Annotated in this window: 27 protein-coding genes; 7 read left to right on the forward strand and 20 right to left on the reverse strand. The window is 68.4% G+C overall.

Annotated features, from left to right (window positions below; genetic code table 11):
- Positions 1 to 145 precede the first annotated feature (145 nt).
- Complete coding sequence (locus AC16DP_RS06000; protein WP_329731827.1) at positions 146 to 865, reverse strand: hypothetical protein; 720 nt, start codon at positions 863 to 865, stop codon at positions 146 to 148.
- A gap of 142 nt (positions 866 to 1,007) precedes the next feature.
- On the opposite strand from AC16DP_RS06000, the gene AC16DP_RS06005 reads away from it, so the two are divergent.
- Positions 1,008 to 1,625, forward strand: coding sequence for a hypothetical protein (locus AC16DP_RS06005; RefSeq protein WP_329731828.1), 618 nt, complete (start codon positions 1,008 to 1,010; stop codon positions 1,623 to 1,625).
- Positions 1,622 to 2,020: a hypothetical protein gene (locus AC16DP_RS06010; RefSeq protein ID WP_329731829.1), complete on the forward strand. Its 399-nt coding sequence runs from the start codon at positions 1,622 to 1,624 to the stop codon at positions 2,018 to 2,020. Before AC16DP_RS06005 ends, AC16DP_RS06010 begins: the two co-directional genes overlap by 4 nt.
- An 18-nt stretch (positions 2,021 to 2,038) precedes the next feature.
- On the opposite strand, the gene AC16DP_RS06015 is transcribed toward AC16DP_RS06010, so the two are convergent.
- Complete coding sequence (locus AC16DP_RS06015) at positions 2,039 to 3,973, reverse strand: serine/threonine-protein kinase (RefSeq protein ID WP_329731830.1); 1,935 nt, start codon at positions 3,971 to 3,973, stop codon at positions 2,039 to 2,041.
- A gap of 216 nt (positions 3,974 to 4,189) precedes the next feature.
- On the opposite strand from AC16DP_RS06015, the gene AC16DP_RS06020 reads away from it, so the two are divergent.
- The 3 genes from AC16DP_RS06020 (at position 4,190) to AC16DP_RS06030 (ending at position 5,394) form a co-directional block, all read left to right on the forward strand.
- Positions 4,190 to 4,402 (forward strand): SDR family NAD(P)-dependent oxidoreductase, encoded by a 213-nt coding sequence (locus tag AC16DP_RS06020; protein WP_329731831.1) that lies wholly within the window; start codon positions 4,190 to 4,192, stop codon positions 4,400 to 4,402.
- A 264-nt stretch (positions 4,403 to 4,666) separates the two neighbouring features.
- Entirely contained in the window at positions 4,667 to 4,993 is a 327-nt protein-coding gene (locus tag AC16DP_RS06025; protein ID WP_329731832.1) for a hypothetical protein, read from the forward strand.
- A 20-nt stretch (positions 4,994 to 5,013) separates the two neighbouring features.
- Positions 5,014 to 5,394 carry a DUF4288 domain-containing protein gene (locus AC16DP_RS06030; RefSeq protein WP_329731833.1) on the forward strand — a complete coding sequence of 127 codons (381 nt, stop codon included), beginning with the start codon at positions 5,014 to 5,016 and terminating at the stop codon, positions 5,392 to 5,394.
- 15 nt (positions 5,395 to 5,409) lie between these two features.
- Here AC16DP_RS06030 and AC16DP_RS06035 read toward each other — a convergent pair whose 3' ends face one another.
- The gene (locus AC16DP_RS06035) at positions 5,410 to 7,017 is read right to left on the reverse strand and encodes an FAD-binding oxidoreductase (RefSeq protein ID WP_329731834.1); all 1,608 of its coding nucleotides are present in this window, start codon (positions 7,015 to 7,017) and stop codon (positions 5,410 to 5,412) included.
- Between the two features lie 65 nt (positions 7,018 to 7,082).
- On the opposite strand from AC16DP_RS06035, the gene AC16DP_RS06040 reads away from it, so the two are divergent.
- Together AC16DP_RS06040 and AC16DP_RS06045 are read left to right on the forward strand one after the other, a co-directional pair.
- Entirely contained in the window at positions 7,083 to 7,217 is a 135-nt protein-coding gene (locus AC16DP_RS06040; protein ID WP_329731835.1) for a hypothetical protein, read from the forward strand.
- Position 7,218: 1 nt separating this feature from the next.
- Entirely contained in the window at positions 7,219 to 7,974 is a 756-nt protein-coding gene (locus tag AC16DP_RS06045) for a ribonuclease E inhibitor RraB (RefSeq protein WP_329731836.1), read from the forward strand.
- A gap of 3 nt (positions 7,975 to 7,977) precedes the next feature.
- On the opposite strand, the gene nrfD is transcribed toward AC16DP_RS06045, so the two are convergent.
- The 17 genes from nrfD to AC16DP_RS06130 form a co-directional block, all read right to left on the reverse strand.
- Entirely contained in the window at positions 7,978 to 9,183 is a 1,206-nt protein-coding gene (gene nrfD / locus AC16DP_RS06050; protein WP_329731837.1) for an NrfD/PsrC family molybdoenzyme membrane anchor subunit, read from the reverse strand.
- Positions 9,176 to 9,976, reverse strand: a complete 801-nt coding sequence (locus AC16DP_RS06055; protein WP_329731838.1) for a 4Fe-4S dicluster domain-containing protein — start codon at positions 9,974 to 9,976, stop codon at positions 9,176 to 9,178. The genes nrfD and AC16DP_RS06055 overlap by 8 nt, the downstream gene beginning before the upstream one ends.
- 6 nt (positions 9,977 to 9,982) lie before the next feature.
- Positions 9,983 to 13,243, reverse strand: coding sequence for a formate dehydrogenase (gene fdh / locus AC16DP_RS06060; protein WP_414640777.1), 3,261 nt, complete (start codon positions 13,241 to 13,243; stop codon positions 9,983 to 9,985).
- 131 nt (positions 13,244 to 13,374) lie between these two features.
- A complete protein-coding gene (locus tag AC16DP_RS06065; protein WP_329731839.1) occupies positions 13,375 to 13,893 on the reverse strand; it encodes a hypothetical protein in 519 nt (172 codons plus the stop codon).
- 90 nt (positions 13,894 to 13,983) lie between these two features.
- Positions 13,984 to 14,511 carry a hypothetical protein gene (locus AC16DP_RS06070; RefSeq protein WP_329731840.1) on the reverse strand — a complete coding sequence of 176 codons (528 nt, stop codon included), beginning with the start codon at positions 14,509 to 14,511 and terminating at the stop codon, positions 13,984 to 13,986.
- 50 nt (positions 14,512 to 14,561) lie between these two features.
- Complete coding sequence (locus AC16DP_RS06075) at positions 14,562 to 15,554, reverse strand: HEAT repeat domain-containing protein (RefSeq protein WP_329731841.1); 993 nt, start codon at positions 15,552 to 15,554, stop codon at positions 14,562 to 14,564.
- A gap of 14 nt (positions 15,555 to 15,568) precedes the next feature.
- Positions 15,569 to 16,720, reverse strand: a complete 1,152-nt coding sequence (locus AC16DP_RS06080; protein ID WP_329731842.1) for a hypothetical protein — start codon at positions 16,718 to 16,720, stop codon at positions 15,569 to 15,571.
- Between the two features lie 274 nt (positions 16,721 to 16,994).
- Positions 16,995 to 17,522, reverse strand: a complete 528-nt coding sequence (locus AC16DP_RS06085) for a hypothetical protein (protein ID WP_329731843.1) — start codon at positions 17,520 to 17,522, stop codon at positions 16,995 to 16,997.
- Between the two features lie 88 nt (positions 17,523 to 17,610).
- A complete protein-coding gene (locus AC16DP_RS06090; RefSeq protein ID WP_329731844.1) occupies positions 17,611 to 18,135 on the reverse strand; it encodes a hypothetical protein in 525 nt (174 codons plus the stop codon).
- A gap of 138 nt (positions 18,136 to 18,273) precedes the next feature.
- A complete protein-coding gene (locus AC16DP_RS06095; protein ID WP_329731920.1) occupies positions 18,274 to 18,807 on the reverse strand; it encodes a hypothetical protein in 534 nt (177 codons plus the stop codon).
- A gap of 45 nt (positions 18,808 to 18,852) precedes the next feature.
- The gene (locus tag AC16DP_RS06100) at positions 18,853 to 19,851 is read right to left on the reverse strand and encodes a HEAT repeat domain-containing protein (RefSeq protein WP_329731845.1); all 999 of its coding nucleotides are present in this window, start codon (positions 19,849 to 19,851) and stop codon (positions 18,853 to 18,855) included.
- Positions 19,852 to 19,867: 16 nt separating this feature from the next.
- The gene (locus AC16DP_RS06105; RefSeq protein WP_329731846.1) at positions 19,868 to 21,082 is read right to left on the reverse strand and encodes a hypothetical protein; all 1,215 of its coding nucleotides are present in this window, start codon (positions 21,080 to 21,082) and stop codon (positions 19,868 to 19,870) included.
- A 414-nt stretch (positions 21,083 to 21,496) separates the two neighbouring features.
- Positions 21,497 to 22,054 carry a hypothetical protein gene (locus AC16DP_RS06110; RefSeq protein ID WP_329731847.1) on the reverse strand — a complete coding sequence of 186 codons (558 nt, stop codon included), beginning with the start codon at positions 22,052 to 22,054 and terminating at the stop codon, positions 21,497 to 21,499.
- Between the two features lie 3 nt (positions 22,055 to 22,057).
- A complete protein-coding gene (locus tag AC16DP_RS06115) occupies positions 22,058 to 23,269 on the reverse strand; it encodes an XRE family transcriptional regulator (protein ID WP_329731848.1) in 1,212 nt (403 codons plus the stop codon).
- A complete protein-coding gene (locus AC16DP_RS06120; RefSeq protein ID WP_329731849.1) occupies positions 23,244 to 23,636 on the reverse strand; it encodes a hypothetical protein in 393 nt (130 codons plus the stop codon). The genes AC16DP_RS06115 and AC16DP_RS06120 overlap by 26 nt, the downstream gene beginning before the upstream one ends.
- Before the next feature lie 308 nt (positions 23,637 to 23,944).
- Positions 23,945 to 24,523, reverse strand: coding sequence for a hypothetical protein (locus AC16DP_RS06125; RefSeq protein WP_329731850.1), 579 nt, complete (start codon positions 24,521 to 24,523; stop codon positions 23,945 to 23,947).
- Between the two features lie 349 nt (positions 24,524 to 24,872).
- Positions 24,873 to 26,306, reverse strand: coding sequence for a phytoene desaturase family protein (locus tag AC16DP_RS06130; RefSeq protein WP_329731851.1), 1,434 nt, complete (start codon positions 26,304 to 26,306; stop codon positions 24,873 to 24,875).
- Positions 26,307 to 26,342: the final 36 nt, after the last annotated feature.

The raw sequence follows: 26,342 nt of genomic DNA on the forward strand, positions 1-26,342 counted from the left end.
CCGGAGGGAGACGCCCGGAACCTATCCGGTAGTTTCCGGAATTCCACGTTCAAGTCAATGCACCGCGATGTTTCGCAATGCTTTGTCTGGCAAGCGACGGGGTCCGTGACGGGCGGGTGGGGGGTCCGTCACGGAGGGGGAGCGGTCAGCGGGCCTGGAGGTGCCTGGCGTAGAGGGACTCGAGGGACTGGAAGTAGCCGCGCTCTTCCCACATGGCGGCGGCGAGCCGCTCGGCGAGGGAGGCGACTTCCTGCTCCTCGCCCTCGAGGGGCGTGCGGGGAGCGCCGTTCCACGTCTCGAGGGCCTTGGAGAGCTCGGAGAGGAGGAGGCGGCTGCCGGCGAAGAGACGGCGCAGGGCCTGGTTGACGGGGCGGGCGTCCAACTCCTTGCAGGCGGCGTCGATGGCGGCGTGGACGCGGCGGGGGACGTCCTCGGTGGCGAGGGTGGCCGCGTCGAGGTCTCCCCGCTCGAGGGCGTGCTGGAGGAGGTAGCCGTGGTGGAGGGAGACGGAGGCCATGTCCACGCAGTCCTTCACCCAGAGGGCGGTGGCCATGCGCCTGTAGGCCTTGCGCCAGGTGAGGCGCAGGGAGAAGAGGGCCATCTTGCTGGCGAGCTGCTGGAGGCGGCTGCCCTCGCGGGGGTGGAGGCCGGCGAGCACGGTGATGGTGCGCTCCGGAGGGGAGAAGGAGCGCTCGCGGAGGATGGTGCGGACCATGCCCTCGCGGACGCGGCGCAGGGCGTACTCGTCGAGGAAGGGGACGGGGATGAGGGGGGTGAGGCCGGAGGCCACGGCGTACAGCGCCACACGCTGCACCTGCGGGGACACGGCGGAGGGCTGCGGCTCGGAGCCGGATGTCGAGGACATAGGTGGAGTCAGCGGGGAATTAGCACGGACGGGCGCGCGCCGTGAGGCTTCCCACGCGCTGAGAGGACGCGAGCGTTACGTGATGGGCACCTCGCCACCGCGGCTGACTTGTCCTACATAGAGGGCCATCGTCGAGGGACTCATGCGTGCTCGCCTGTTTGGACTGCTCGTGCTGTGGGCCGCCACGGCCACCGCCTCCGCGCCGGTGACGTCGCATCCGGCAACACGGGTGCGGCAGCTCGTCGTGGCCCAGGCGTCCACGCAGCCTCTGCGGATTTCCCAGGCCGTGCTCCAGATGACGGACACGGTCCGGGCGCAGATGCTGGCGATGCTCGCCAGGGGAGACATCCAGAAGGCCATCGCGCTCTACCAGTTGGAGACGGGCCGGCAGACCCTTCCGCGGTGGCTTCAACTCCTCGAGCTCGCCTTCACCGCCGAGAACCGCAGGCCAGGACCCTGCCTCGAAGTGGCCCGGCGCATCTTCACGGCGTTCCAACAACTCGGCGGCAAGCCCGAGTTCATCCGGTTCACGCCACATGGTTCGAGATATCTCGCCTTCGAGATGCGCGCGGGTGAGCCACGCAGCACGGTTCAGCTCTCGGACTTGGGCCTGCACGTCGCTGTACGTCTGCAGAACAAGATCTACGATGCCTTCACCGGGCCACAGGGGCTGCCGGAGGACGAGTACATTCGCCGCCTCGTGACGGAAGAGGGAATGAAGATCTCCTCCGCGGTACTGAACAGCCTGGACGAACCATGACCCGTGGCCCGGAAACCGTCGTCAAGGTCGTGCCGCTTCCCGAGGAGTGGCGCGGGCGTTTCGTCTCCCTCATCGACGTCCTGCTGCGCGTCCGGTCCGAGCATGCGCGCGGCAGGCCCTTGTGGGTCTTCTTCGGGGGAATGGAGACGACCCAGGCCGTGGCCGCTTTCGAGACCGGCTATCGGGCCTGCTGCCGGTACCAGGGCATGGAGGACCCCTGGTACGAGGCATTCAATGGCTGGCTCTTCAAACGGGAGCTCTCCACGGAGGGCTGGCATAAGCGGTACCTCGCTGAATGCGGGGGAGACCACCTGAAGGCCATCCAGCGGTACCTGGACACCGTGGCCGAGTTCGCCGTCCAGAACCCCACGCCTCCTGCTTCGGCCAACGGTTGAAGCACGGCCGGGCGAGCGTCAGGCGATGTTCACCTTGCCACCGGAGCCGGGGCCCGGACGTCCGGAGGTGCCCAGTGCCCGGCACACGGCGAGGTACTGCTTGTGCAACTCGAGCGACAGCGGGTCCAGGATGAGCGCCCGCTCATAGGCCTCGCGCGCGTGGGAGAGCAGCCCGGCCTGCTGGTGGGCCTGGGCCGTGGCGAGGTGCACCCGCAACGGCCCCTGCGCATGCGGCCGCCGGGTGAGGAAGTCCCGGCGCAGCTCCTCCAACTGCGTGGCGGTGAGCCCCGCGGCCAGACAGCGTGCCACGCCCTGGAAGTTGCCCCGCTCGGCGTCGTAGGCGGCCCGGCGCTGCGGCTGGCCGAGCGTCTCGGACGCCTTGCGCACCCGGTCCAGCACCAGCTCCACCTTGGCGCGCAGCGCGGGAGAGATGGGCCGCTCGCGCAACCGCTCCAGCGCACTGCACGCCCGGCGCGCACGCACCCGCAGCTCCTCGCACCCCGAGTCCGGCGGCAGCGCGAGGAAGACATAGAGGTCCTCCGTCCCGCGCTCGCGATACGGGGCGAGCACCTGCTCCACCTCGGCCTCGGCGGCCGGGTCCATCGGCGGGCGCAGCGTGTTGAGCGGCTGCCCCAACATCAGGTGCGCCACCGCCGCCTTGAATGACACGGACGGCTCCACGAACTGCACGCCGAAGCCGGCGGCCATGCCCCAGGCCTGTGCCTCCTCGGGTTGCACGTGCCGCACCACCTCGCACTCGCACGTGAGCTCCCCATCCGGGTGCTCCAGCGCCGCCACCACGCGGGAGAGCAGCGGCGGCAGGGCCTGGTCCGTGCACAGGAACATGCCTCCGCGCGTCAGGTCCGTGCACGTGAGCTGCTCGGCCGCGGCGCCGGGCCGCGCCGTCACCAGCACGGGCAGGGCCAGGGCGGGGCGCACGGCGAAGGGGCCCACGGGCGGGGGCGTGCGGGCGGGGCCGGCCGGCGAGCGCACCATGTCGAGCGCCACCTGGAGCGCGCCGCGCATCGCCGAGGCGCTCTGGAAACGGTCCCCGGGCTCCTTGGCGAGCGCGCGCAGGATGACGCTGGAGAGCGCGGGCGGCACGTCGGGGTACAACGAGGTGGGGGCGATGGGCTGCTTCGTCTGGTGGGCGAGCAGCAGCGCGGTGAGGGAGCGCTCGACGAAGGGCAGCCGCCCGGTGACGAGCTGGTAGGCGATGACCCCGAGGGCGTAGAGGTCGGCCCGGCCATCCAGGGCCTCGCCGCGCGACTGCTCCGGCGCCATGTAGTCGGCCGAGCCGATGATGGCGCCCTCCTGCGTGTCGGTGCCGCGCTCCTCGCTGTCGAGCAGCTTGGCGATGCCGAAGTCGAGCACCTTCACGAAGGCGGGGCCGTGGCCGCGCTGCAGCAGGAAGAGGTTCTCGGGCTTGAGGTCGCGGTGGACGATGCCTCGCGCGTGCGTGGCCTGCAGGGCGTCACACACCTGGGCGAGCAGGGCCACGGCGACCTCGGCGGGCACGGGCCCGCGGGAGAGCAGCGCGGAGAGTGGCTCACCCTCGAGGTACTCCATGACGAGGTAGGGCCGGGGCGGCGCGGGGTTGATGTCGATGATGTTGACGATGTTCTCGTGGCCGATGAGGTTGACGGCGCGGGCCTCCATGTGGAAGCGGCGCAGCACCTGGGGCGAGCTGGCCAGCCGTCCGTGCAGCACCTTGATGGCCACGCGGCTGCCGATGTCCACGTGCTCGCCGAGGTACACCGCGCCCATGCCCCCGTGGCCCAGCTTCCGGGTGAGCCGGAAGCTGCCGATGCTCGTCCCCAGCAGCGAGTCCGCTCCCGCCTCCCGGCGTTGCACCGAGGGCTCGAGGGTCGTGCGCAGATCGGCGGAGTTGTCGGGGCCTGCTTCGCTGGACATGGGACGGACGGCGCTGAAGGCGGAAAGGGATGGTCCCACGAAAACTCCCCCCCGGGACATCCCTCTCCACCTGGGTTGGAAACGTGGATGCCATTGTTCCCCACCCGCCCGTGTAGGCGCAGCGAGCCCGGCTGTAATGATTCATTCAGGGTGCAGGATTGTGCTCGCTAGCCGACAGTGGAGGGGGGGAGGGAAGGGACGGGAGAATGGGAGGTTGAGGTGGCGGACACTCACCGAAGGAAGAAGGGGAACGCGATGAAGGGACTCGAGGGCAAGGTGGCGTTGGTGACGGGGGGCAGCTCGGGGATCGGACTGGCGGCGGCGAGGGAGCTGGGGAGGGCGGGGGCGAAGGTGGCGCTGGTGGGCCGGGGCCGGGAGCGGGGCGAGGCGGCGGCGGGTGCTGAAGGAGGAGGGGCTGGAGGCGCTCTACGTGCAGGTGGACATGGGGAAGCACGGGATGCTGCATGATGACGGTGGACGGCGGAATCATGGCGGGGCTGTAGCGAAGGAGGGCGCCCGATGTGGATACGTCCGTTGCTGATGCTTTTCTGCTGCGTGCTTTGGCTTCAGGAGGGCTGCGCGGCGGCATCTGCACGCGAGGTATCCCTGGGGGTGCTCGTTCTCCCGGACCATGGTGGAAGTAATGGGCTTCTCCCGAGTCACCCTCCACGGCCGCACGGTCTCCATGCATGCCCGTCGGAGACCATGAGCTGCTATCCCGGATGCGCTGTCGTGGGTGACACCTACGCATGTGGGAAGACCCTCATCGAGCTTACGGGGGGGCTGGCTGGAGCCATTGAGGCTGTTGCTCTTTCCGAGAGCATGTCGCTGGAGGATTTCTGCGAGAAGTACGAGGTCCTTTGCGCGAAGGGCGGAAAGCAGAACATCGACAATGAGTACGTGCTTCAGGCCAGGGATCTACCCAAGGGAACGGATCCTTGCGCCTGGCTTCGGGACCTGCAGAAAGATGCCGCTGCACGTGGTGACACGGCAGAGGTGCGGAAGATAAAGCGGGCGCAGAAAGCGTTGGGGTGTCGTCCCAACGCCAACGACTTCTGACGGAGAAGGAGAAGGGCCCGATGGCATGGTACGCGGCCAGCGTCGTCATGTACTTCCAGCTCAAGGATGAGCCGCAGGACGACTTCTACATCTGGGAGAACGTCTACCTGATTGATGCGCCCGACAGCGCCGAGGCGCGGCGCAAGGCGGAGTACTTCGGCAGGCTGGAGGAAGGGGATGACGATGGCACCCTGACCTGGAACGGCAGACCGGCGAAACAGGTATATGGCGGCATCCGAAAGCTCCTGACCTGTGCCCCGTCTCTCACGAGCCGTACTGGGGACAGCGAGACGATCGAAGACGGCACGGAGGCCACCTTCTCCGCCTTCATGGTCTCCAGCCGGAAGGAGCTCGAGGCCTTCATCCGGGGGGAGTCCGTCCAGGTCACCTACGAAGAGTAGCGGGCGCCTCGTCGATCACGGCCCCACGAGGACACCCGGGTTGAGAATGCCCTGGGGATCCAACGCGCCCTTCACGGCCTTCAAGGCGAGAGCGAACGGCTCGGGGCGCTCGCGGTCGTACCAGGGGCGGTGGAGCCGGCCCACGGCGTGGTGATGGGTGATGGTGCCGCCGTGCGTGGAAATGGCCTCACTGGCGGCCTGCTTGAGCGCCATCCACTGCGCCAGCTCGCCCCCACGCTTCGCGGGGGCGAGGAACGTGTAATAGGGCGCGGGCCCATCCGGATAGACGTGGGTGAAACGGCAGCTCACGGTCCCGCCGCCGCAGATGCGCCCGAGGGCCTCGCGCACGGCCTCGAGGATGGCACCGTGGAGCGAGTCGAACCGGTCCCACGTACACGCCGTCTCGAACGTGTCCGCGATGACGCCGAGGCTCACCATGACGTTCTGCAGGTACGGAGCCTCGATGAAGGCCGAGCGCCAGCTCTCGGCGGCGCCACTGGCGCGCGGCTGTGCCCCCGCCTCATCGGAGCGGTAGCGGGCACCCTCGCGGCATTCACCCCCGTGCTCGACGGTGATGGCGAGCGCGCGCTCCATCCAGGCGTGCAGCGGATGGTCGGCGGACTCGAACGCCAGCACGAGCACGCTGGAGCCATCTTCGGCGACACCGTTGAGGAAGGACTCCTGCGCGTCGAGGAGCCTGCAATTGGAGGGATGGAGTCCGGACTGGGAGAGCTCGCGGACGGCGCGCACGGCGACATCGAACCCGGGGAAGTGGACGCTGGCGCTGGCGCGGAAGCGGGGGCGGGACTGGAGCCGCACCCAGGCCTCGGTGATGACGCCGAGCGTGCCCTCGGAGCCGAGCACGAGCCTGTCCGGAGCGGGACCGGCGCCCGAGGCGGGAAGACGGCGCGTCTCGTAGAGGCCGCGCGGGGTGAGCATGCGGGTGGACTGCACCAGGTCGTCGATGTGCGTGTAGAGCGTGGCGAAGTGGCCACCGGCGCGCGTGGCGATCCACCCGCCGAGCGTGGAGAACTCGAAGGACTGGGGGAAGTGGCGCAGGGTGAAGCCGTGCGAGGCGAGCTGGGACTTGAGCACGGGCCCGGTGGCGCCGGCCTGGATGCGGGCCGAGCGCGAGATGGGGTCCACCTCGACGACCCGGTCCAGGCGGCGCAGGTCCAGGGACACGGCGCCACGGAAGCCATTCCCGATGGCGGCCTCGACACCGCGCACGACGCTGGTGCCTCCGCCGAAGGGGATGAGGGCCACGTGGTGGTCTCCACACCAGTCCATGACGGCGCGCACGTCCTCCTCGGAGCGGGGGCGGGCGACGAAGTCGGGCGCGGAGGAGAAGTCCCCGTGGAAGCCGCGCACGAGGTCCCCATAACCCTTGCCATAGGTGTGCGCGGCGCGGTCCGCCTCGTCCACCGAGCACAGGTCCGCGAGCGATTCGGGGGGAGCGACACGGGAGGGCGGGAGACGCAGGGAGGTGGCGGGCTCGTGGGGCTCCAGGGAGGGGCCGCCGAGGAGGGGGGAGACGTGTCCGGCGAGGGAGCGGCGTGTCCCGATGTCGGGGAACTTGTCCGCGTACCCCCAGCCCCAGATGCTCGTCGCGCGAGTGCTCATGGCGCGCGAGCGTAGCGGCTCAGCCGGGGAGCGGGAATCCCAGGGTGACGGAGACGAGGTGGGCCGTGAACCCGGCGACAAGTGCCCTGCGCACGGACACGGGCGAGCCGAGGGTTTTCAACAGACACCACACGGCGGTGGACTCGACACTGCGCCGGGGGCTGGAGCTTCTCGAAACCATCGGCTACACGGGGAAGTGAGATGACCACCAGGCGCAAGCGGGTCCGGCCCGGAGACGTTCTCGAGGTTCGAACGCCTCGGGGGCTGGCGTATGTCCATTACACGGGCAGGCACCGCGAGTACGGAGATGCCATTCGCGTCCTGCCTGGTTTCTTCGCCAGTCGGCCCGCGGACTTCATGGCGCTGGTCGACCCTCCGGAGGCCTACTTCACTTTCTACCCGGCGGGTGCGGCGGTCTCTCAGGGTCTCGTGGAGATCGCCGCGGAGCACCCGGTACCTCGGGGAGAGGTGTTTCCCTCCGTGTACCGTCGAGAATGCGCGAGCAATCGCGAGGGCAGGGTCCTGGCCTGGCTCATCTGTGAGGGAAGGAGGGAAACGCTCGTCCGTGAGCTCAGCGAGGTGCAACGCCGTCTGCCCATCGCCTCCATCTGGAATCATGAGGCCCTGGTGTATTACCTCACGCAAGAATGGCGGCCCGAGCAGGACATCGGCGTCCCTCCAGAGCCGCGAGTCCCCGCTGCGGACAAGCCGCGCCATGTCCGGCACTACCTCTACTTCGCCACGGCCAAGGTCGGAAAAGTGGTGGCTGCTCAACTCTTCACGCAAGGCTACGTGGTGACGAGTCGCAAGAGCGCCGATGGGAATAACTGGCTGGTACTCGTCGAGCACCACGTGCGCGATGCGGCGCGGGAGCTCGACTCCGCACGCGAAGCGCTGGAGCGCCTCGCCCAGGACCACTCCGGCGAGTATGACGGCCTCGAGATCGAGGTCTCGTAGCCCTCAAGTCACGGGAAGCTCCGGCTCCCATGCCCCGCTTGCCGCCTCGGGCCGCTCCGGCCTCCTCGGCTCCTCGCGCAGCACCGGCAGCGGGTACTTCAACGGCTTCCCATCCGAGGCGTGCGTGTGCCCCGTCACCTCCGCGGCGCCCATTCCCTCGCGTTGCGGCTGGAACGTGGCCTGCGGATCCCTCGCCGACGCCTTGCCCGCGTGGAACACCGCGAACCGTGTGGCAACCGCTCCCGCCGTGCCGAGCAGCGCCCCCGCCACCTTCATCCACCGGGTCCGCCCCGGCCACAGGCTCAGCGCGAGCGACGCCGCGGCGCACACCCGGGCCGCCTTCCACAGTCTCCCCGAGTCCCCTTGCTTCAGCGGCCGCTCCAGCACCTCCAGGCCCGAGGCCTCGTGCTGCACCGCGACGCCCGTCATCAGCTCGCCCACCTTGCCCATCGTGCCGAACAGGTGGAGCACCTTCGCCTCGTGGCTCGCGTGGGGCAGCAACTCCAGCAGGCTCCCCGCGCCCGCCACCGCCGAGGACACGAACAACAGCGGCAACGACTTGCGCGTGGCCTGCCAGAGGGGCACCGCCGTATTCGCGAGCAGCACCGCCGTGTACCCCGCCAGCGGCATCCCGAGCAGCCCCGACGCCACCGCGGCGCCATCCCCCACGCGTCCCAGCCACCCGCGCCGGCCCGCGAACAGCACGGACGCGGTGTTCATCGCCCCCGAGCCCACCAGCACCCACGAGCCCATGCTCATCGGCGACGTCGGCCGGAACACCCTCAGCATGTTCAGGAAGCGCGCGGGCCGCCCCAAATCATGGATGAGCAGCCCCGAGCTCACGATGTCTCCCGCCGCGCCCACCCACCGGCACCGGTGCCCCAGCTTCCTCAGCCCCTCTCCGCCAAAGGCCTCCGCTGCCGCTCCCAGCAGGCTCGCCGCGCCCGCCACGCCGCCCACGTAGAAGTACAGCGGGATGCTCCAGATCCACACCGGCTCCTTGATGGCCGGCTGCCCGTAATAACTCGGCGACTCCGCGTTCACCCCCGACTGCGAGGGCCTCGTCCGCAACAGCGCTCGAGAGGGATTGGCCTCGTCCGTGTCCTTCACCCGCTGCTGCGCGCCCTCGCCGGACAGCGTTCCCAGCCGCGTGTCGATGTTGCGGCCGTCCTGCCGCTTCTCCAGGTCCTCGGGCCGGATGTCACCCACGCACCACCTCCCGTCCCAGCAACACCGCCCCGAGCGCCATCACCGCCATCCCCAACGCTCCCCACCCCGCCGACACCCACGCCTCCCGGCCCTTCATCGTCGGCACCACTGGATCCGGTGGCAGGTTGTAGACCTCGGGCTTGTCCACCAGCAGGAAGAAGGCATTCAGCCCCCCCGTGCCCGGCTGGTTCTCCGCGTCCGCGCCATACAGGTACGCCTGCTCCCACCCCTTCTCATGCAACTGCTCCACCCGGCGCTGCGCCCGCTCGCGCAGCTCGTCCACGTCGCCGAACTGGATGGACGCCGTGGGGCACGCCTTGGCACACGCGGGCGTCATGTCCTCGCCCAGCCGGTCGTAGCAGAGCGTGCACTTCCACGCGCGCCCGTCGTCCTCGCGCCGGTCCACCACGCCGAACGGACACGCCGCCACGCAGTAGCCACAGCCGTTGCACACGTCCGGCTGCACGTACACCGTGTCGAACCCGGTGCGGATGATGGCGCCCGTGGGACACGCCTCCAGGCACCCGGCCCGCTGGCAGTGCTTGCACACGTCCGAGGCCATCAACCACGAGAAGTCCAACAGCCCCACCGTCTGCGTGGGCAGCGGCACCGGCCGCTCGACGAAGGCCACGTGTCTCCACGTCGCCGAGCCCAGGTGCCCCGTGTTGTCGTACGACATGCCGGTGAGCTGGAAGCCGTCATCCGGCAGCTGATTCCACTGTTTGCAGGCCACCTCACACGCCTTGCAGCCGATGCACAGCGTGGTGTCGGTGAAGAAGCCCTTCTGTCCCATGGGGCGCTACTCCTTGTCCTGCGGCGGTTGCTCCGGCGGGCCGACGCCCTCCAGGTCCCTCGGCACTTCCACCACGCCCGGGGGCAGCGGCCACGGCTCCCAGCCGAACGCCGCGCGCCGGTCCTGGCTCCTCCTCCCCGGCAGGATGTTGCACGTGAAGGCCTTGGACTCCTGGATGGAGACGTTCGGGTCCGCCGTGAAGCCAATCAGGTCATTGGTGCTGTCACCCTGCACGCGTCCCGTGTAGCCCCAGTGGTACGGCAGCCCCACCTGGTGCACCCGCTTCCCGTCGAGCTGCAACGGCCGCAGCCGCTCCGTCACCAGCACCCGGCATTCGATTTCCCCGCGTGCCGTGGACACCGTGCACCAGCCTCCGTTCTCCAGCTCGGCCTCCTCGGCCAGCTCCGGAGACACCTCGACGAACATCTCCGGCTGCAGCTCGCTCAGCCACGACAGCCAGCGCGACATGCCTCCCGCCGTGTGGTGCTCGGTGAGCCGGTACGTGGTGACCACGTACGGGTAGCGTGGATCCCCCCACGCCCGGTGCATGGGATTGTCCTTGCGCCGCCACTCGTGCCGCGCCGGGTTGCACTGCTGCCCGTAGAGGAAGTTGGGGACCGGTGACTCCAGCGGCTCGTAGTGCGTGGGCAACGGGCCGTCCATCATCCCGCTCGGCGCGAACAGCCAGCCCTTCCCGTCCGCCTGCATGATGAATGGATCATCCCCGGAGATGACGTCCAATCCCCGGTCGCCCTTGTCCGCCCGGTACGAGGGCGGACGGTCCGCGATGAAGTCCGGCACGTCCTCGCCCGTCCACTTGCCCTGCCGCGCGTCCCACCAGACGTACTTCTTGCGCTCGCTCCAGGGGCGGCCCTCGAGGTCCGCCGAGGCGCGGTTGTAGAGGAGCCGCCGGTTGGCCGGCCACGCCCAGCCCCACTCGGAGGCCACCCACGTCTGCTCGCGGCCCGGCTTGCGGCGCGCCGTCTGGTTCACCCCGTCCGCGAAGCACCCCGAGTACAGCCAGCAGCCACACGCGGTGGAGCCGTCGTCCTTCAGCTCCGTGAAGCCGGACACCCGCTCGCCATCCGCCACCGTGCAGCCGTTGATCTCCTTCAGCACGGCCTCGGCGTCGGGCTCCTCGCGCGGGCCCTTCGTCGGGTAGTCCCACGTCAGGGCCTGGATGGGACGGTCCTTCTCCTCCTTCGAGTCCGCGTAGAGCTTCTTCAGCCTCCGCCCGAGCTCGAAGAGGAAGGACAGATCACTGCGCGCCTCGCCGGGCGCCTCCACGGCCTTGTGGTGCCATTGCAGCAGGCGCTGCGTGTTGGTGAAGGTGCCGTCCTTCTCCGTGTGCGCGGCGGCCGGGATGAAGAAGACCTCGGTTGGAATGTCCTGGGGGCGCACGTCGCCGCGGACCACCTCGGGGGCGGTGCGCCAGAACTCGGCCGTCTCGGTGAGGGTCAGGTCCGAGACCACCAGCCACTCGAGCTTCTGCAAACCCTTGCGCTGGAGGGCCCCGTTCATCGAGCCCACCGCGGGGTTCTCGCCCATGACGAAGTAGCCCTTCACCTGGCCATCGGCCATGTTGGCCACCGTGGTCATGTGCGAGTGGTCGCCGGTGAGCTTCGGTATCCAGTGGAAGCCCCACTCGTTCTTCTTCGTCGCGGCGCCGCCGTAGTACGCCTTGAGGAGCGAGACGACGTACTTGGGGAACTCGCTCCACCAGCCGCTGGCGGACTCGTTGTTGTGCAGGTACTGAGCCAACCGCTGCGCATCTGGCGCGTGCGGCATGGGGATGTAGCCGGGCAGCAGGTTGTAGAGGGTGGGAATGTCGCTGGAGCCCTGGATGGAGGCGTGGCCGCGCAGGGCCATGATGCCGCCGCCGGGCCGGCCGATGTTGCCGAGCAGCAGCTGGATGATGGACGCGGCGCGGATGTACTGCACGCCCACCGAGTGCTGCGTCCAGCCCACCGTGTAGCAGAAGGCGCTGGTGCGCTCGCGCCCCGAGTTGTCGCAGAGCGTCTGGGCCACCTTCAGGAACAGCTCCCTGGGCACGCCGCAGATGCGCGAGACGACGTCCGGCGTGTAGCGCGCGTAGTGGCGCTTGAGCACCTGGAAGACACAGCGCGGGTGCTGGAGCGTCTTGTCCCGGGGCACCTCGGTGATGTGCTTGCCGCGCACCTTGCCGTGGCCACCGGCGCCCGGCTCGCTGAAGATCTCCTTGTGGCCCGCGGCGGGCACCACACCATCCATGTTCTCGTACTGCCAGGTGTGCGGCCCGTACTTGCCCGTCTCCGGGTCATAGCCGCTGAAGAGGCCGTCGAGCTCCTCGGTGTCCTGGAAGTCCTCGCGCAGGATGGCGGGCGCGTTGGTGTAGTGGACCACGTAGTCGTGGAAGTAGCGCTCGTTCTCCAGGATGTAGTGGATGAGGCCGCCGAGGAACGCGATGTCCGAGCCCGTGCGGATGGGCACGTGCACATCCGCCATGGCGCTGGTGCGCGTGAAGCGCGGGTCCACGTGGAGGAGCGTGGCGCCGCGCTCACGGGCCTCCATCACCCACTGGAAGCCCACCGGGTGACACTCGGCCATGTTGCTGCCCATGATGAGGATGCAGTCCGCGTTCGCCAGGTCCTGCTGGAACGTGGTGGCACCGCCCCGGCCGAACGAGATGCCCAGACCGGGCACCGTGGACGAGTGTCATATTCGGGCCTGGTTCTCCACCTGGACGATGCCGAGCCCGGCGGTGAAGAGCTTCTTGATGAGGTAGTTCTCCTCGTTGTCGAGCGTGGCGCCGCCCAGGTGCGCGATGCCCATGGTGCGGTTGACGGTTTCGCCCTTGTCGTTGTGCGACTCCCAGGTGGAATCCCGCGCCTGCTTCACGCGCTCGGCGATCATGTCGAGCGCCTTGTGCAGGGGGATGCGCTCCCACTGCATGGAGCGGGGACGCCGGTAGAGGACGTCCGTCACGCGGTGGCTGCCGGTGACGAGCTGGAAGGTGGCGGCGCCCTTGGGGCACAGCCGGCCGCGGGAGATGGGCGAGTCCTCGTCGCCCTCGATGTCGAGAATCCGGCCGTCCTGGACGTAGACCTTCTGGCCACAGCCCACGGCGCAGTAGGGGCAGACCGAGCGGACGACCGTGTCCGCCTGGACGGTGCGCGGCTCGAGCGTCTGGCTGCGCCCGGACATCGCCGTCTCACCGAGCGCGGTGGAGTCCTTGTTCCGGAGCTGACGGAGGAGCGGCCAGCGAGAGAACAGGTCGAAGAGTCCCAAGACATGCCTCCGGAGAAGACGTGACTCCGAAAGCAAGGTGGGGCTTCAGGCAGCGGGAGGCGAGGGGGGCACGGTGCTGTACCGCGGGACGATCTCCCCTCGTCCCCCGGGCAACCAACCGGGCTCGATTCCTAGAGGACGCCAATCAGCTCGCCGCGGTCGAGGAACTCGCCCTTGACGGTGTAACCCGAGTACCACGAGGTGAGGTTGGTGCCGTTCTTGTCCACCTCGATGTGGGTCTGGGCCGTGCTGACGGCGCCCGTCCCGCCGACGACGCCCAGCTCGCACCGGTCGCACGTCTTGTCGTAGGAGGCGGCGGTCTTGATGAAGTGCCAGAGCCGGAGGACCCGGCCATCCGAGAGGGTGGTGGACACGGCGTTGTGGTTGCCGCTGCCGCTGCCGCTGCAGACGACGCCCGTGGTCCGGATGGTGAAGTTCCAGCTCCGGGTGCCGATGAGCGGCAGGTCGATCGGGTCCACGTTGCAGTTGCCGCTGATGTCCACCGCGCCGTGGAACGCGCCGCTCGAATAGTACGTGGTCGTCAGCACCGTACCGGGGTGGGGCGCCACCACATCGAGCGCGAGCGCGGCCGTGGGAACGAGCGCCAGGGAAGCCAGTGCCGCCAGGGTCTTCTTCATCGTGTGGTGCATGGGAATTCCTTTCATGCGACGGGGCCGGAGAGCGGAACCGGACGGCTCCGCTCCCTGGCCATGAGCCGGGCTCGACGACGCCCGCTCGAATCAGTCGAGGACGCCGAGCGTCTCGGTGCGGTCCACGGCCTCGCCCTTGGAGGTGTAGCCGGAGTACCAGGAGGTGTCGTACGTGCCGCTCTTGGTCTGCTGCATGTGCGTGTGGGCGCCCGTGGAGTTACCCGTGGAGCCCTCGTCGCCGACCTGGCAGCGGTCGCACGTCTTGTCCACCGAGGCGGCCGTCTTGTTGAAGTGCCAGATGCGGAACTGCCAGCCGTCCGCCCACGTGTGCAGCGCCTCGTTCTGGTTGCCGCTGCCGTTGCCCGTGTTGCAGTAGTGGGTGGTGGTGCGGATGGACACGTTCCAGTACACCGAGCCCACCACGCCCGTCTCCACGCCCCAGTAGTCGCAGGTGCCGCTGGACACGTCGACCGCGCCGTGGAACGCGCCGCTCGAATAGTACGTGGTGGTGGTCACCGTGGCGGGGTACGGCGCCTTCACGGTGTGCGCGGTCACGGCCGCGGGAACCAGCGCCAGGGAAGCCAGGGCCGCCAGGGTCATCTTCATCGTGTTACGCATCGTTTTTTCCTCTCGAGCCGGTGCACGGCCCTCGTGGGGGGGGTGGACGTCTACGGAACCTGCTGCAGCCGCTGCTTCTCCCTCAGGATCAGGTTCCACTCCTGAAGGTCCAGACTGAGAACTCGAATCCACGCGTCGATTTCCGGCGCCAGGCTGGGGTCGCTGCTCCGCAGCCGCTGCAACTCGGGAATCGCTCCAATGAAGCCCAACTGGGCGATGCTCTGCAGGAGCGCCTTGCGCACGCCGGCATCCCGCTCGTCGCGGTACAGGGCGAGCACGGACTGCCGGGCGCTGGCCATCTGCTCCGCGGGCACGCCGCCCAGCGCGAGGGCCGCCGCCTTGCGCACCTCGGCATCCTCGCTGCGCAGCAGCGATTGAATCTTGCCGGCCGAGCCGGCGCTGATCTTCTGCGTGTCCATGTTGCCGAGGATCTTCGCCGTCACCTGCGGGTCGGTGGAGGCGGCCGCGGCCGACACCGCGGCGTCCGAGGCCGGGCCGTGGAAGCCGGCGTAGACCTGCTGGATGTCCTCGACGATGTTCGTCGCGGCTTCCCGGCGCACCTCGGGCGAGGCGTCGCGCACCAGCTTCTCGTACGCGCCGTCCGTGCTCTCCAGGGCGCTGGTGCGGCGCATGGAGCGCACGGCGGCGGCGCGCAGGGCCGGGTCGCGCTCCTCGATGGCCCGCTTCGCCACCGCCTTGATGGCCTCGGGGTCCGCGCCGCGCTCGGTGCGCGCCACCAGGGCGGCCGCGAGGTGCTCGGACATGACGGGGTCCGTCTCCCGCTCGAAGGCGGCCCGGAGCTCACCGTCCGGCAGGGTGACGGCGGACTCGCGCAGCAGCGTCCGCATGTACTTCTTGTACGCCTCCGAGTTCGACTTGAGCCCCTGGCGGATGGAGTCCATCAGGCCCTCCACGGAGCAGCGCTCGCCCTGGAGCGCGGGGCCCGGGGCCACCACCTGGGCGGCGGCCGTGCCGGGCAGCAGCGCGCACAGCGTGAGCGCGAGCAGGAGGGGGCGGGAAGGGAAGGAAGGGGTGCGTGTCATGGTCGTTCCCGGGCTCACTCGTGGCGGTCGAGACAGCTGAAGGGATCCTGGTTGGGCAGGCCGTTGAAGAGCCGCACGAAGTCCAGGGTGCCGCTCGCGTAGAGGCGCTCGAAGTCCTGGTAGATGGGCTGGAAGCGCGGATCCTGCACGGCCATGTTCGCCATGACGGGCAGGGCGCGCTTGCCGGCGGTGCGCGCGGAGAAGCGGAACAGGGCCCACTTCACGCACAGGGACTGCTCGGTCTCGAAGGTCTTCGCGAACAGGTCCAACACCTTCCCCTTGTCCAGGGACAGGGAGAGGTTGTGGGCCGCCGCGTCCCGGCCCTCCTCGCTGCCCTCGCCGACGAGAATCTTGGCGAAGCGCTCCGTCTCCTCCGCGCTGAGCAGGGGCGCGGCGTGCATGGGCATCATCTGCCCCAGGTAGCGGATCTGCTCGTCGGGCGACTGGGCGCCGATGGTGAGCAGCTTGTCCATGTAGGGGGTGATGTTGGCGTTCTGCTTGAACTCGCGCTTCATGACGCGCGCGATGGTGCGGGCCGCGGCCCAGCCCGCCTCGCCGGACACGGGATCGTTGGCGAAGGTGGTGAGCTTGTCGAGCGCCGCCGGAGCCAGCCGCTTCTGCGTGTCCAGCGCGGAGAGGATGCCCGCGCGCCGCTCGGCGGGGAGGGCGTTGTCCAGGCCCATGTCCAGCAGCTTCGCGGCCACCTGCGGCTGGTGGACGGCCTCGCTGTCCCGCACCGCCGTCAGGTACACGCCGAAGGACCTGCCCTGGGCATCGAGCGACCAGCTCAGCACCTCGAGCGCGTGGGCCGGGTCCTTGCCGATGAGCTCCGTGAGGCGCTCCTTCAGGAAGTCCCGGACGAGCCCATCCCGCGAGTTCAGCAGGGGCTCGGCCCACTGGCGGAAGTTGTGGATGTTCACGCCCTGGTTGAAGCGCTCCAGATCCTTCCAGCAGAGGGTCTCCTGGAAACGCGGGGCCTTGGCCTCCTCACCCGGGGCCAGCGGGGCGGCGGCCTGGGCGGCGGCGCCCGTCTTCTGGGCGGGGGCCTGCTTCGCGGACGCCTGAGCGCCAGGGGGGGCCGTCTCGGCCGGGCCTTCCTTCGCCTCCCCACCGCGGCCAATCAGCGCCACACCGGCCAGCAGGGCTACGAGGCCGGCTCCGGCCACGAGCAATGGCTTGCGCCGGCTAGAGGTGCCTGGTGCGGAAGAGGAGGAGGGCGGCGGAGAAGTGGGAGTCATGGCGGTGGGCCCGAATCGAGGGGTTCCATCTCTAGAGAGACCCTGGACCTCACCGCCATCTCACAAAATGATTAAATCATCCATTTCTTGGGAATTTTCGGCTGCCCGGCCTTCCAGGACAGGGAGCGAATGCCAGGAAAAACGGAGGCCCCCCGTGGGGAGCATGTCCTCACGCGGGGCCCCGGTGGGTGACGGAGGCGGCTCAGTCGAGGACGCCGAGGGTCTCGCTGCGGTCCACGGCCTCGCCCTGGACGGTGTAGCCGGAGTACCAGGAGGTGTCCTTGGTGCCGTTCTTCTCCTGCATGAGGTGGGCGTGGGGGCCGGTGGCCTGGCCGGTGCCGCCCTCGTTGCCCACCTGGCAGCGGTCGCACGTGCGGTCGTACGAGTCGCTCGTCTTGATGAAGTGCTTCTGGTGGAACTTCCAGCCGTCCGCCCAGGTGTGGATGGCCATGTTGGCGTTCTCGTAGCCGTTGCCATCGCAGACGATGCCGGTGGTGTTGATGGTGACGTTCCAGAAGACGGAGCCCACCACGGCCGTCTCGGCGCCCCAGTAGTTGCAGCGGCCGCTGGAGACGTCGATGGCGCCGTGGTAGCCGCCGCTCGGGTAGTAGGTGGTGGCGGTGATGGTGCCGGGGAAGGGCGACTTGACGGTGTGGGCCGTCACGGCCGCGGGGACGAGCGCCAGGGAGGCCAGGGCCGCGGCCAGGGTCATCTTCATCGTGTTACGCATCGTGTTTCCTTTCGAGCCGTTTCACCGGCTCGCGTGGGGGACAGCACTTGGGAAGAGGCGGAGCCGGGAGGTCTGGCTTCGAGGGGGCTCAGTCCAGCACGCCAATCAGCTCGCCCAGGGAGAGGGCCTCGCCCCCGGTGGCGTAGCCCGCGTACCAGGAGGTGTCCTTGGTGCCGGACTTGTCGCGCTGCAGGTGCAGGGAGTTGGCGGGAATGCCCGCGTCGCCGGCCGCGCCGATGTTGCAGCGGTCGCACGTGCGGTCATACGTCTGGCCCGTCCGGTTGAAGTCCATCAGCCGGAAGGTGAAGCCATCGGCGAACAGGTGCTTCGCCACGTTCTGCGGGCCCGTCAGCGCCGTGTAGCAGAGCGTCTCCGGGGTGTTGATGACCACGTTCCACGCCAGCGAGCCGGCGACACCCGTGGTGATGGGGGTGGTGCCGCACGTGCCGCCGTCGATGTCCACGGCGCCGTGGTACGCGCCGCTCGAGGTGTACGTGGTGGCGGCCACGGTGCCGGCCAGGGGGGCGCCCACGTTGCGCACGGCGAGGGCGGTGGCGGGGGCGAGCGTGGCCAGTGTGGCGAGCGCCAGCAGCGGCTTCAGGGTTCGAGTCATGGGCGAGGTCCTCCCGGGCCGTGCCTGCCGCCCGGGTCATGGTGGTGAAGCAGTGGGGGGATGAGACGGGCTGGGAGGCCCCGGACGGGCCCGGCCTCCCAGAGATCACGAGGCCCGGTCAGGCCTGGTTACTACTGGTTACGTGGCGATGTTTCCGACGGTCTCGCCGCGGCTGAGGAACTCACCCCTGGTGGTGGTGCCGTCGTACCAGCCGGTGAGGTTGCTGCCGTAGCGGTCCACCTGCATGTGGGTGTGGGGGCCGGTGACGTTGCCCGTGCCGCCCTCGTCGCCAATCTGGCAGCGGTCGCAGTCGCGGTCGTACGAGGCGCCGGTCTTGAGGAAGTGCCACTGGCGGAGGACCTTGTCGTTGGCGAAGGTGTGCTTCACCTCGTTCTGGTTGCCGCTGCCGTTGCCGTAGCACACGGTGCCGGTGGTGTTGATGGTGACGTTCCAGTGGTAGGTGCCGTACGCGCCCGTCTCCACGCCCCAGTAGCCGCAGGCGTTGGCGCTGGAGAGGTCCACCGCGCCGTGGAACGAGCCGCTCGAGTAGTACGTGGTGGCCGTCACCGTGCCCGGGAAGGGCGCGCCGACCCGGACGTCGGCGGTCGCGGCCGCGGGGATGAACGCCAGGGAAGCCAGGACCGCCAGCGTCGTCTTCATCGTCTTACGCATCATTGTTCCTCTGGACCGGTGGACCGGCCCCAGTGGGGGGGGGCGCTACCGAGCCTGTTGCTGCCGCTGCTTCTCCCTCAGGATCAGGCTCCAATCCTGGTGGTTCATGTTGAGGACTCGAATCCAGCTGTCGATCTCCGGCGCCATGCCCGGGTCGACAGCGCGCAACCGCTGGAGCTCGGGCACCGCGCCGGAGAAGCCGAGCCGGGCGATGCTCTGGAGGATGGCCTTGCGGACGGTGGGGTCCTTCTCGTCGCGGTACATGCCGATCAGCGCCTGACGGGCGTTGGCCATCTCCGCCGCGGGCACGCCGCCGAGCGCGGTGGACGCCGCGGCGCGGACCTCGGCGGAGTCGCTGCCCAGCAGCCGCTCGAGCTTGCGCGCCGAGCCGGAGCTGATCTCCCCCGTCATGAGTTGGCCGAGCACCTTCGCCGTCACCTTCGGGTCGTCCGAGGCCGCGGCCGCCGACACCGCGGTATCCGCCGCCGGGCCATGGTGCCCGCCGTAGACGTGATGGGTGTCCTCGACGAGGTTGGCCGCCGCTTCCATGCGCACCTCGGGCGAGGGATCTCTCACCAGGCGCTCGAACATCTCCCCGCTGCGCCCCAGCGCGCCGGTGCGGCGCATGGCGCGGACCGTGGCGGCGCGCAGGCCGGGGTCCCGGTCCTCCAGCGCCCGCTTCGCCACCACGTGGAAGGCATCGTCCTCCAGGCCGCGCTCGGTGCGCGCCACCAGGGCCGCCGCCAGGTGCTCCACCATCACGGGGTCGTACTCGCGCTCGAAGGCGGCCTGGAGCTCGGCGCGCGGCAGGTTGACGGCGGACTCGCGCAGCAGCGTGCGCAGGTAGAGCTTGTAGGCCTCGGACCTGGAATTCATCCCGCGGCGGATGGAGTCCATCAGCCCCTCGACCGAGCACGTCGTGGCCTGGAGGGCGGGGGCGTCGCGCGGGGCGGACTGCTGCGAAAAGGCCAGGGCCGGCGCGAGCAGGCACACGGTGAGCGTCAGGGTGGGGAGCACGTTCATGCGAAGGAAGGCGCGTGTCATGGGTGGGCTCCGGAGCTCATTCCTCGTGGCGGTCCAGACAGCCGAAGGGATTGTCCGTGGACAGGGAGAACCAGATGCGCCCGAAGTCGACGATGCCGCTGGCGTAGAGCTTCTCGAACTCCTGGTAGAGGCCCTGGAAGCGCGGGTCCGTCATGGCCATGTTCGCCATGACCGGGAGCGCGTCCTTGCCCGCGGTGCGCGCGGCGAAGCGGAACAGGGCCCAGCGCACGCAGACATCCTTCTCGATTTCGAAGTTCTTGCCGTAGAGCTCCAGCGCCTGGGCCTTGTCCTCGGACATGGACAGCTCGTGCGCGGCCATCATGCGGACGTCCTCGCTGCCCTCGGTGGCCAGCAGCTTGCCGAGCCGCTCCATGGCAGGCGTGTCGAGTGGCGCATCGGCGCTCATCCCCATCTCGAGCGCGAGGTAGCGCACCTGCTCGTCCGCCGACCGGGTGCCGATGGTGAGGAGCTTGTCGAGGTAGGGCTTGAAGTTGCCGGACTTCTTGAAGTCCTCCTGCATCACCCGGCCGATGGCGCGCGTGGTGACCCAACCGGCCTCGCCCGAGGCGGCGTCCTGCGCGAAGGCGGACAGCTTGTCGAGCGCCGCGGGCTCCAACCGGGGCATGCGCTGCAGCTCGTCCAGGAAGCCCGCGCGCCGCCCCATGTCCAGCTTCTCGTCGAGCCCGAGCTCGGTGAGCCGCGAGGCCATTTTCGGCAGGGCCTTGGAGCCGCGCAGGCCGCCCATGAACAGCTTGAACTCCGCGGGCGAGGCCTCGCGCGCCCAGTCGAGCACTTCACCGGCCCGGCCCGCGTCCTCGCCGATGAGCTCGGCCAGGCGGCCCTTGAGGTACTCGAGGACGAGCGGATCCTTCACCGCGAGCAGCGGCCCGGCCCACTCGCGGAACGTCTCCAGCGTCACCGACTCGTTGAAGCGCTCCAGGTCCTCCCAGCACACGGTGCTGTTGAACTGCTTGGGCTTGGACTCGGCCTGCACGGGCCCGCCCGGGCCGGTGTGCCCGGACTTCGTGTGGGCGGGGCCGGTGGACGAGGGCTGGGGGGCCGCGGCCTGGGGAGCCTCGGGCTCGCCGCCCACCGCGGAGGAGCCACGCGAGAGCAGCGCCACCGCCGCCAGCAGGGCCACGGCACCAAGCGCGATCGCGACCTTCGGGCCGCGGCGGGCCGTGTCATTCACCGGGAGGGACGCGGAGCGATGGGAGGATTCTGGAGTCATGGGTCCTTATCTGGAAGAGGCCCTGAATCCTCCCGCATCCCAAAAAAGTGAAAAATCCCGGTAAACGGGGAAGAGTCTTAAAGCAAATGAGACCTGATTTCAAGTGGTTGCACGCCACGGGGCCAAGGGCGGGCCATGGTAATTCCCCGAGAAATCTCCCAGACCGATGGGCCGGCTGGCCAGAACGGCCCGGCCCTGGTCGAGCTCACGGTGCCGCCCCACCCCTCCAGCCGTACGCCGTACACCTGCACCGTCCAACCCGGAATGTTGATGGCTCCACGCGCCAATCCACCTGAGGGAGAAGTCGCTCAGCCCTTGCGTCACAATTCGCGGACGAGCAGCACGCGGGCGTCGAGGAAGCCGCACAGCCCGTGCACCCCGGGCTCCGGAGGCGTGGAGGCGGGAGGTCCCGAGTCAGTCAGTCGAATATGACAGGTACCACTCTCGATCGGTGTCACTCTTGGGGGGAGCGAACCTTGCCTTCCATCGGAGGGCACGTAGCACGTCCTTCACCGATCCCGAGTCCAGTCCGAGTTGGCCTGATGCCACGCGTATCACTCCCAGCGTGGCGTGGAGCTCAAGGGACGGGTACAGCATTTGGAAGATCCTACGTACCTTCCCGTCATCTGAAAGCAGCGGGAGCCCGAGTGTTCCGGCCATGGCTACGGCGCGTGCATCAACATCGGTGAGGTGGGCTGCCGCGTCGACAAAGGCATCAACGAACGCATCCCCCATGAGCTCCGAGGGATGCAAGGTGCAGAGCCCCGCCTGCTCTAGTGGGCTCCAATCGGCGGGCACCCAAGTTGGCTGCCCCTCCTCGTCCAGCGGACCGCGGAGACGCTGAGCCTCCTGCCTTACCTCGGGGAGGACGAGCAGCGTCCAACCCATCGCGCGGAGGAAATCGATGGCTCGCCCCGTTGCCAGCATGTTGATGGCCGAGCACGCATCAATGACGACTTGTTTCGTCGACATCACCTACCCCGCGTCCCGGGTGTTGAGGACGTCTTCGCCGAGGTCCAGAACGAGTTCACCGCCCTCGGTGGCCTCCACTTGGCGCGCGAGGTACAACTCGCGCGCCGTGATCCGATCGCAATGCAGGTAGTTCGCGAGTTCTCCCTCGGAGAGCATCTCCTGGGCGTAGGCCTCCAGGGCCAGCCTTTCGTAACGTTGGGGAAGCCATCGCTCGACGTTCTCCCGGACAGGCTTCAATCCCATTTGTTTCTGAGCGGCCTGCGGGCGGAAATTTCGCTGAACCAATTTTCGGTACGTGCCTGCCGACAGAAGTTGCAGTTCCTCCAAACGGAGCGTCATGGCCTGAAAGGACACGGCGTAGAATCGGGCCATGGCGATGAGGTCTGCGGCGGAGAAGTGGGCTCCCTTGTCCCTCAAGTGCTCGGCGAAGCGGCGCCGCACTCCCGTGGCGGGCATGAGGAACTCTGCGGCCAGGGTCTCACTGAATATTTCGGAAGGATCGAGCCGACCCTCGAACTTCGCGGGCAGCACATCCCCGGCTTCGCGGTCGCGTAGGAAATGCCCCAATTCATGGACGAGGGACCACCGCCTGCGCTCCCGGGGTTGAAGTCGGTTGAGTGCGACGCAAGCGCCCAGCGTGTCACTCCAAAGGAAGATGGCGGCGACTTCGGAGGGGAGCGGAAGCTGGAAGATGCGCAAACCTGCTTCCAATTCCAAGAGGGACTCAAGTGCGAGCACGGGTCCATCGCCGAGATCAAGGTGCCTGCGCAGGAATGCAGCAGCATCCTGTGCCGCAAGACGAGGCTCCAACCCAACGGGTGAATTGGAGGCGCGATATGCGGTGATGGCCTCAAGGGGTGCCGGAGCTCGGGTGACGGAGAGTACCTGCTCCAACTCAACGTACTTCCGTCCAAGCGCTTTGAGGCGCTCGACGGCTTCTTCCACCACGTCGCCCCGTGCTTGCCGCGGGGCCATCCGGAACCTGGGGGATGCGTCTGCAACGACCGTGTGTTCACGGAGCAGTTCGTTCAGGGAAGTGGAGAGTTCCTGCGCGAGCCTGAGCAGTTCTGCATTGGTTGGACGTCTCTCCCCTTTCTCCATGGCCACCAACGTCGTGCGTGCGACGCCGATGCGCTTGGCCAAGTGCTCTTGCGTCTGGTTCAGTCGCTTGCGCGCCTGGGCGATTCGCTCACCAAGTTGCTCGGAAGAGATCATGGTTGGCCTGCTTGGTTCGGTTGGGAGTTTCAAGCTTCAGCGGGCCTTGCTCGGCGCGCATTTGGTGACGGAAGCCGATCCACCGATGCTGCAAATTCCGTAGCTGCAGAACCCAAAGAGCCTTCTTCAGGAAATGCTCTCGCACAGAGGTGCCGAGGGAAGATAGCAGGTAAAGTGGGCGGCCTCGTTCCTGGATGCGAGTATAGGCGCCTGCGACAGAGTCCAATCCACCGCTGAACAGCGCGACCTCTTCTGCTCCGACCAGACGCTCAATGCTCCAGTCGATTTGCTGCGGAGCCCATACTTTGGAGCGAGTAAACGTCAGAGCCCACTGGTCATCAGTTAACCAATGGAGGAACTTCTCCAAGGCGGAACGTACCCCGTTCAAATGCCCTGGTTCTGCAACGCCCACCTCCAGCTCGATTCGCCGATGCCGGCTGTGGTGATGCGGCGCTTGATCTCCATGAGCGTTACGTGGAGCGAGCCGATCGATATGGTGGACGGCGGTTGCCACATGGAGAAGGTCGCGCGCTACGGGGCGGAGTTGTCCCAACCAAGTGAGTGGCTCATGCTCCAGCCGTATCCTTCCCAACCGGAGAGGCTTCCCTTCCGATGGATGCATGAGGACTTCGCCGAAGCTTCCTACCGTATATCGGAAGGTGCTCATGTTGGGTCTCACAGGAGGTTTTCGCCGTACAGGTCCACTTCGCTCCGGAACTTCGAGGCGAGGCCCAGTCGCTTGAAATTTGGATTCCGCGCAATCAAGGCCGCAGTGGTATCGACCAGTTGCGCTAGGTGACTCTCAAGCTCCTGAACATCGAGCTGGATACCTCTCTTGTTGAGCCGGTCAGCCACTCCTCCCTTGGCTTCAATGATCGCGGAGTTGATGGCGCTCATGACGAAGCAGCGGAGGACGTACTGCTCGTCACGGATCCCCAATCCACAGGCACGGATGGCTTCCTGGCAGAGGAGTTCGTCCTTCCAGTCCTTGCCGTATTGCTCGTGCACGCGGTTCAAAGCGGACCGGTGGATGTGGGTGAATCCCTCGAACCACGCTTGTCGCTCGTCATCAGCTTGGGATGCAAGACACCTCAGCGTCATGTGAAGGGATGCAACACCTCCATCAAGAAGGTGGTTGACCCCTTCAGCAATGGGGAGGAGTTCAGGCTCCTTGCCGCATGCTGCACGCACGAGGCTTTGTGCTGCTCCGCGCAGGGGCGGTGACAGGGTAGTGAAGATGTCCCGGTCCGGCATGGCTCCCTCCTGAAGGATATAGGTCCACCGCGCCCTTCCGACAAAGTCAGATCTAACGATCTGGGTCCCGGATTTCAAGTCGACATTGTCAATCTAGTGGGGCTCGTGCTCGGCTTTCTTCCAAGTGCCCGAAATCACAAGATTTTTTGTCTCGTCGCTTCTGGTGCTACAGGCTCGTTGCCTGATGGTGCCCGGTGCGATGTACCAAGGTGTGCAGGACCGTCAATTTTCCGGTCACGCGGCTTTCTGGCCGAGACGGGGCGGGGAACCAACCTCGTGATTCATGCAATGCGCCGGAGGTGGTTTACGGCTTGAGGTTGGTTCTGGCGTTCTTCAATTCGGTTGGCTCTCAGCCCTTGCGCCACACCTGGCTGGCGAGCAGCGCGCGGGCGGCGAGGAAGCCGCACAGCCCGTGCACCCCGGGCCCCGGAGGCGTGGAGGCCGAGCACAAATACAGACGCGGATCCGGCGTGGCGTAGGGGACGAGCCGGGCCACGGGGCGGGCGAAGAGCTGCGCGCCCTCCATGGCGCCGCCGGAGATGTCTCCGCCGATGAAGTTGGGGTTGTAGGCCTCGTACTGCGCGGGCGAGCGCGTGTGCCGGGCGAGGATGCGCGTGCGGAAGCCGGGAGCGGCGCGCTCCACCTGGGCTTCAATCCGCTCCGTCATGTCCTCGGTGGAGCCGTGGGGCACGTGGCAGTACGCCCAGCCGGTGTGCTGGCCCGCGGGCGCGCGGCTGGCATCGAAGAGCGTGTGCTGGGCGAGCAGCACGTAGGGGCGCTCGGGAATCTCCCCGCGAGAGACGGCGGCCTCGCTGGCGGAGATCTCCTCCAGGGTGCCGCCGAGGTGCACGGTGCCGGCGCGGGCACACGCGGGAGCGCGCCACGGAATGGGGCCGGAGAGGGCCCAGTCCACCTTGAAGACACCGGGCCCGTAGCGGAAGCGCTGGAGCTTCTCCACGTAGGACGGCGGCAACCGGTGGCCGGCGAGCTGCACGAGCTGCCGGGGCGTCACGTCGAGCAGCACGGCGCGCGAGCGGGGCAGCTCGTCCACGTTGAGCACGCGGTGGCCCGTCTCCACCTCGCCGCCGAGCGCGCGCAGGTAGCTGACGAGCGCGTCCACGAGCTTCTGCGTGCCACCGCGAGGAAAGGGCCAGCCCACGGCGTGGCCGGAGGCGAGCAACAGAATCCCGAAGGCGGAGGTGAAGGGCTTCTCCAGGGCGGAGAAGGAGTGCGCGGCGGAGCCGGCGAAGAGGGCGCGCGCGAGGGGCCCGCGGAAGGCGTGGGAAGCGAGCGAGTGCGCGGGACGCAGGGCGCGCAGGCCGAAGCGGGCGAGGCGGAAGGGACGGCGGGGGAGGCGCAGCGGGTCGCCGAGCTGGGCCATGACGTCGTCGAAGGCGCGCACCATGGGGCGCATCCACTTCACATAGCGCTCGGCGTCGGGGCCGAGCCCCTGGGCGGTGGCCTCGAGGGAGCGCTCGAGGACGGCGGCGGTGCCCTGCTCGAGCGGGTGGGCGAGGGGCGCGTCGGGGTGGATCCACTCGAGGCCATGGGCGCCGAGGGGCAACTGGCGGAAGAAGGGCGAGGCGGCGGCGAGCGGGTGGATGGCGGAGCAGACGTCGTGGACGAAGCCGGGCAGGGTGAGCTCGGCCGAGCGGGCACCCCCGCCGGGAGTGGGGCCGGCCTCGAAGACACGCACCGAGCGGCCCGCGCGCGCCAGGGAGATGGCGGCGGCGAGCCCGTTGGGACCGGCGCCCACCACGACGGCATCGAGCAGGGTGCTCATGGGTTGTGAAGCTTCACCCGGCCTGATGGGGACAGG

It is taken from the genome of Archangium sp., assembly GCF_057119385.1.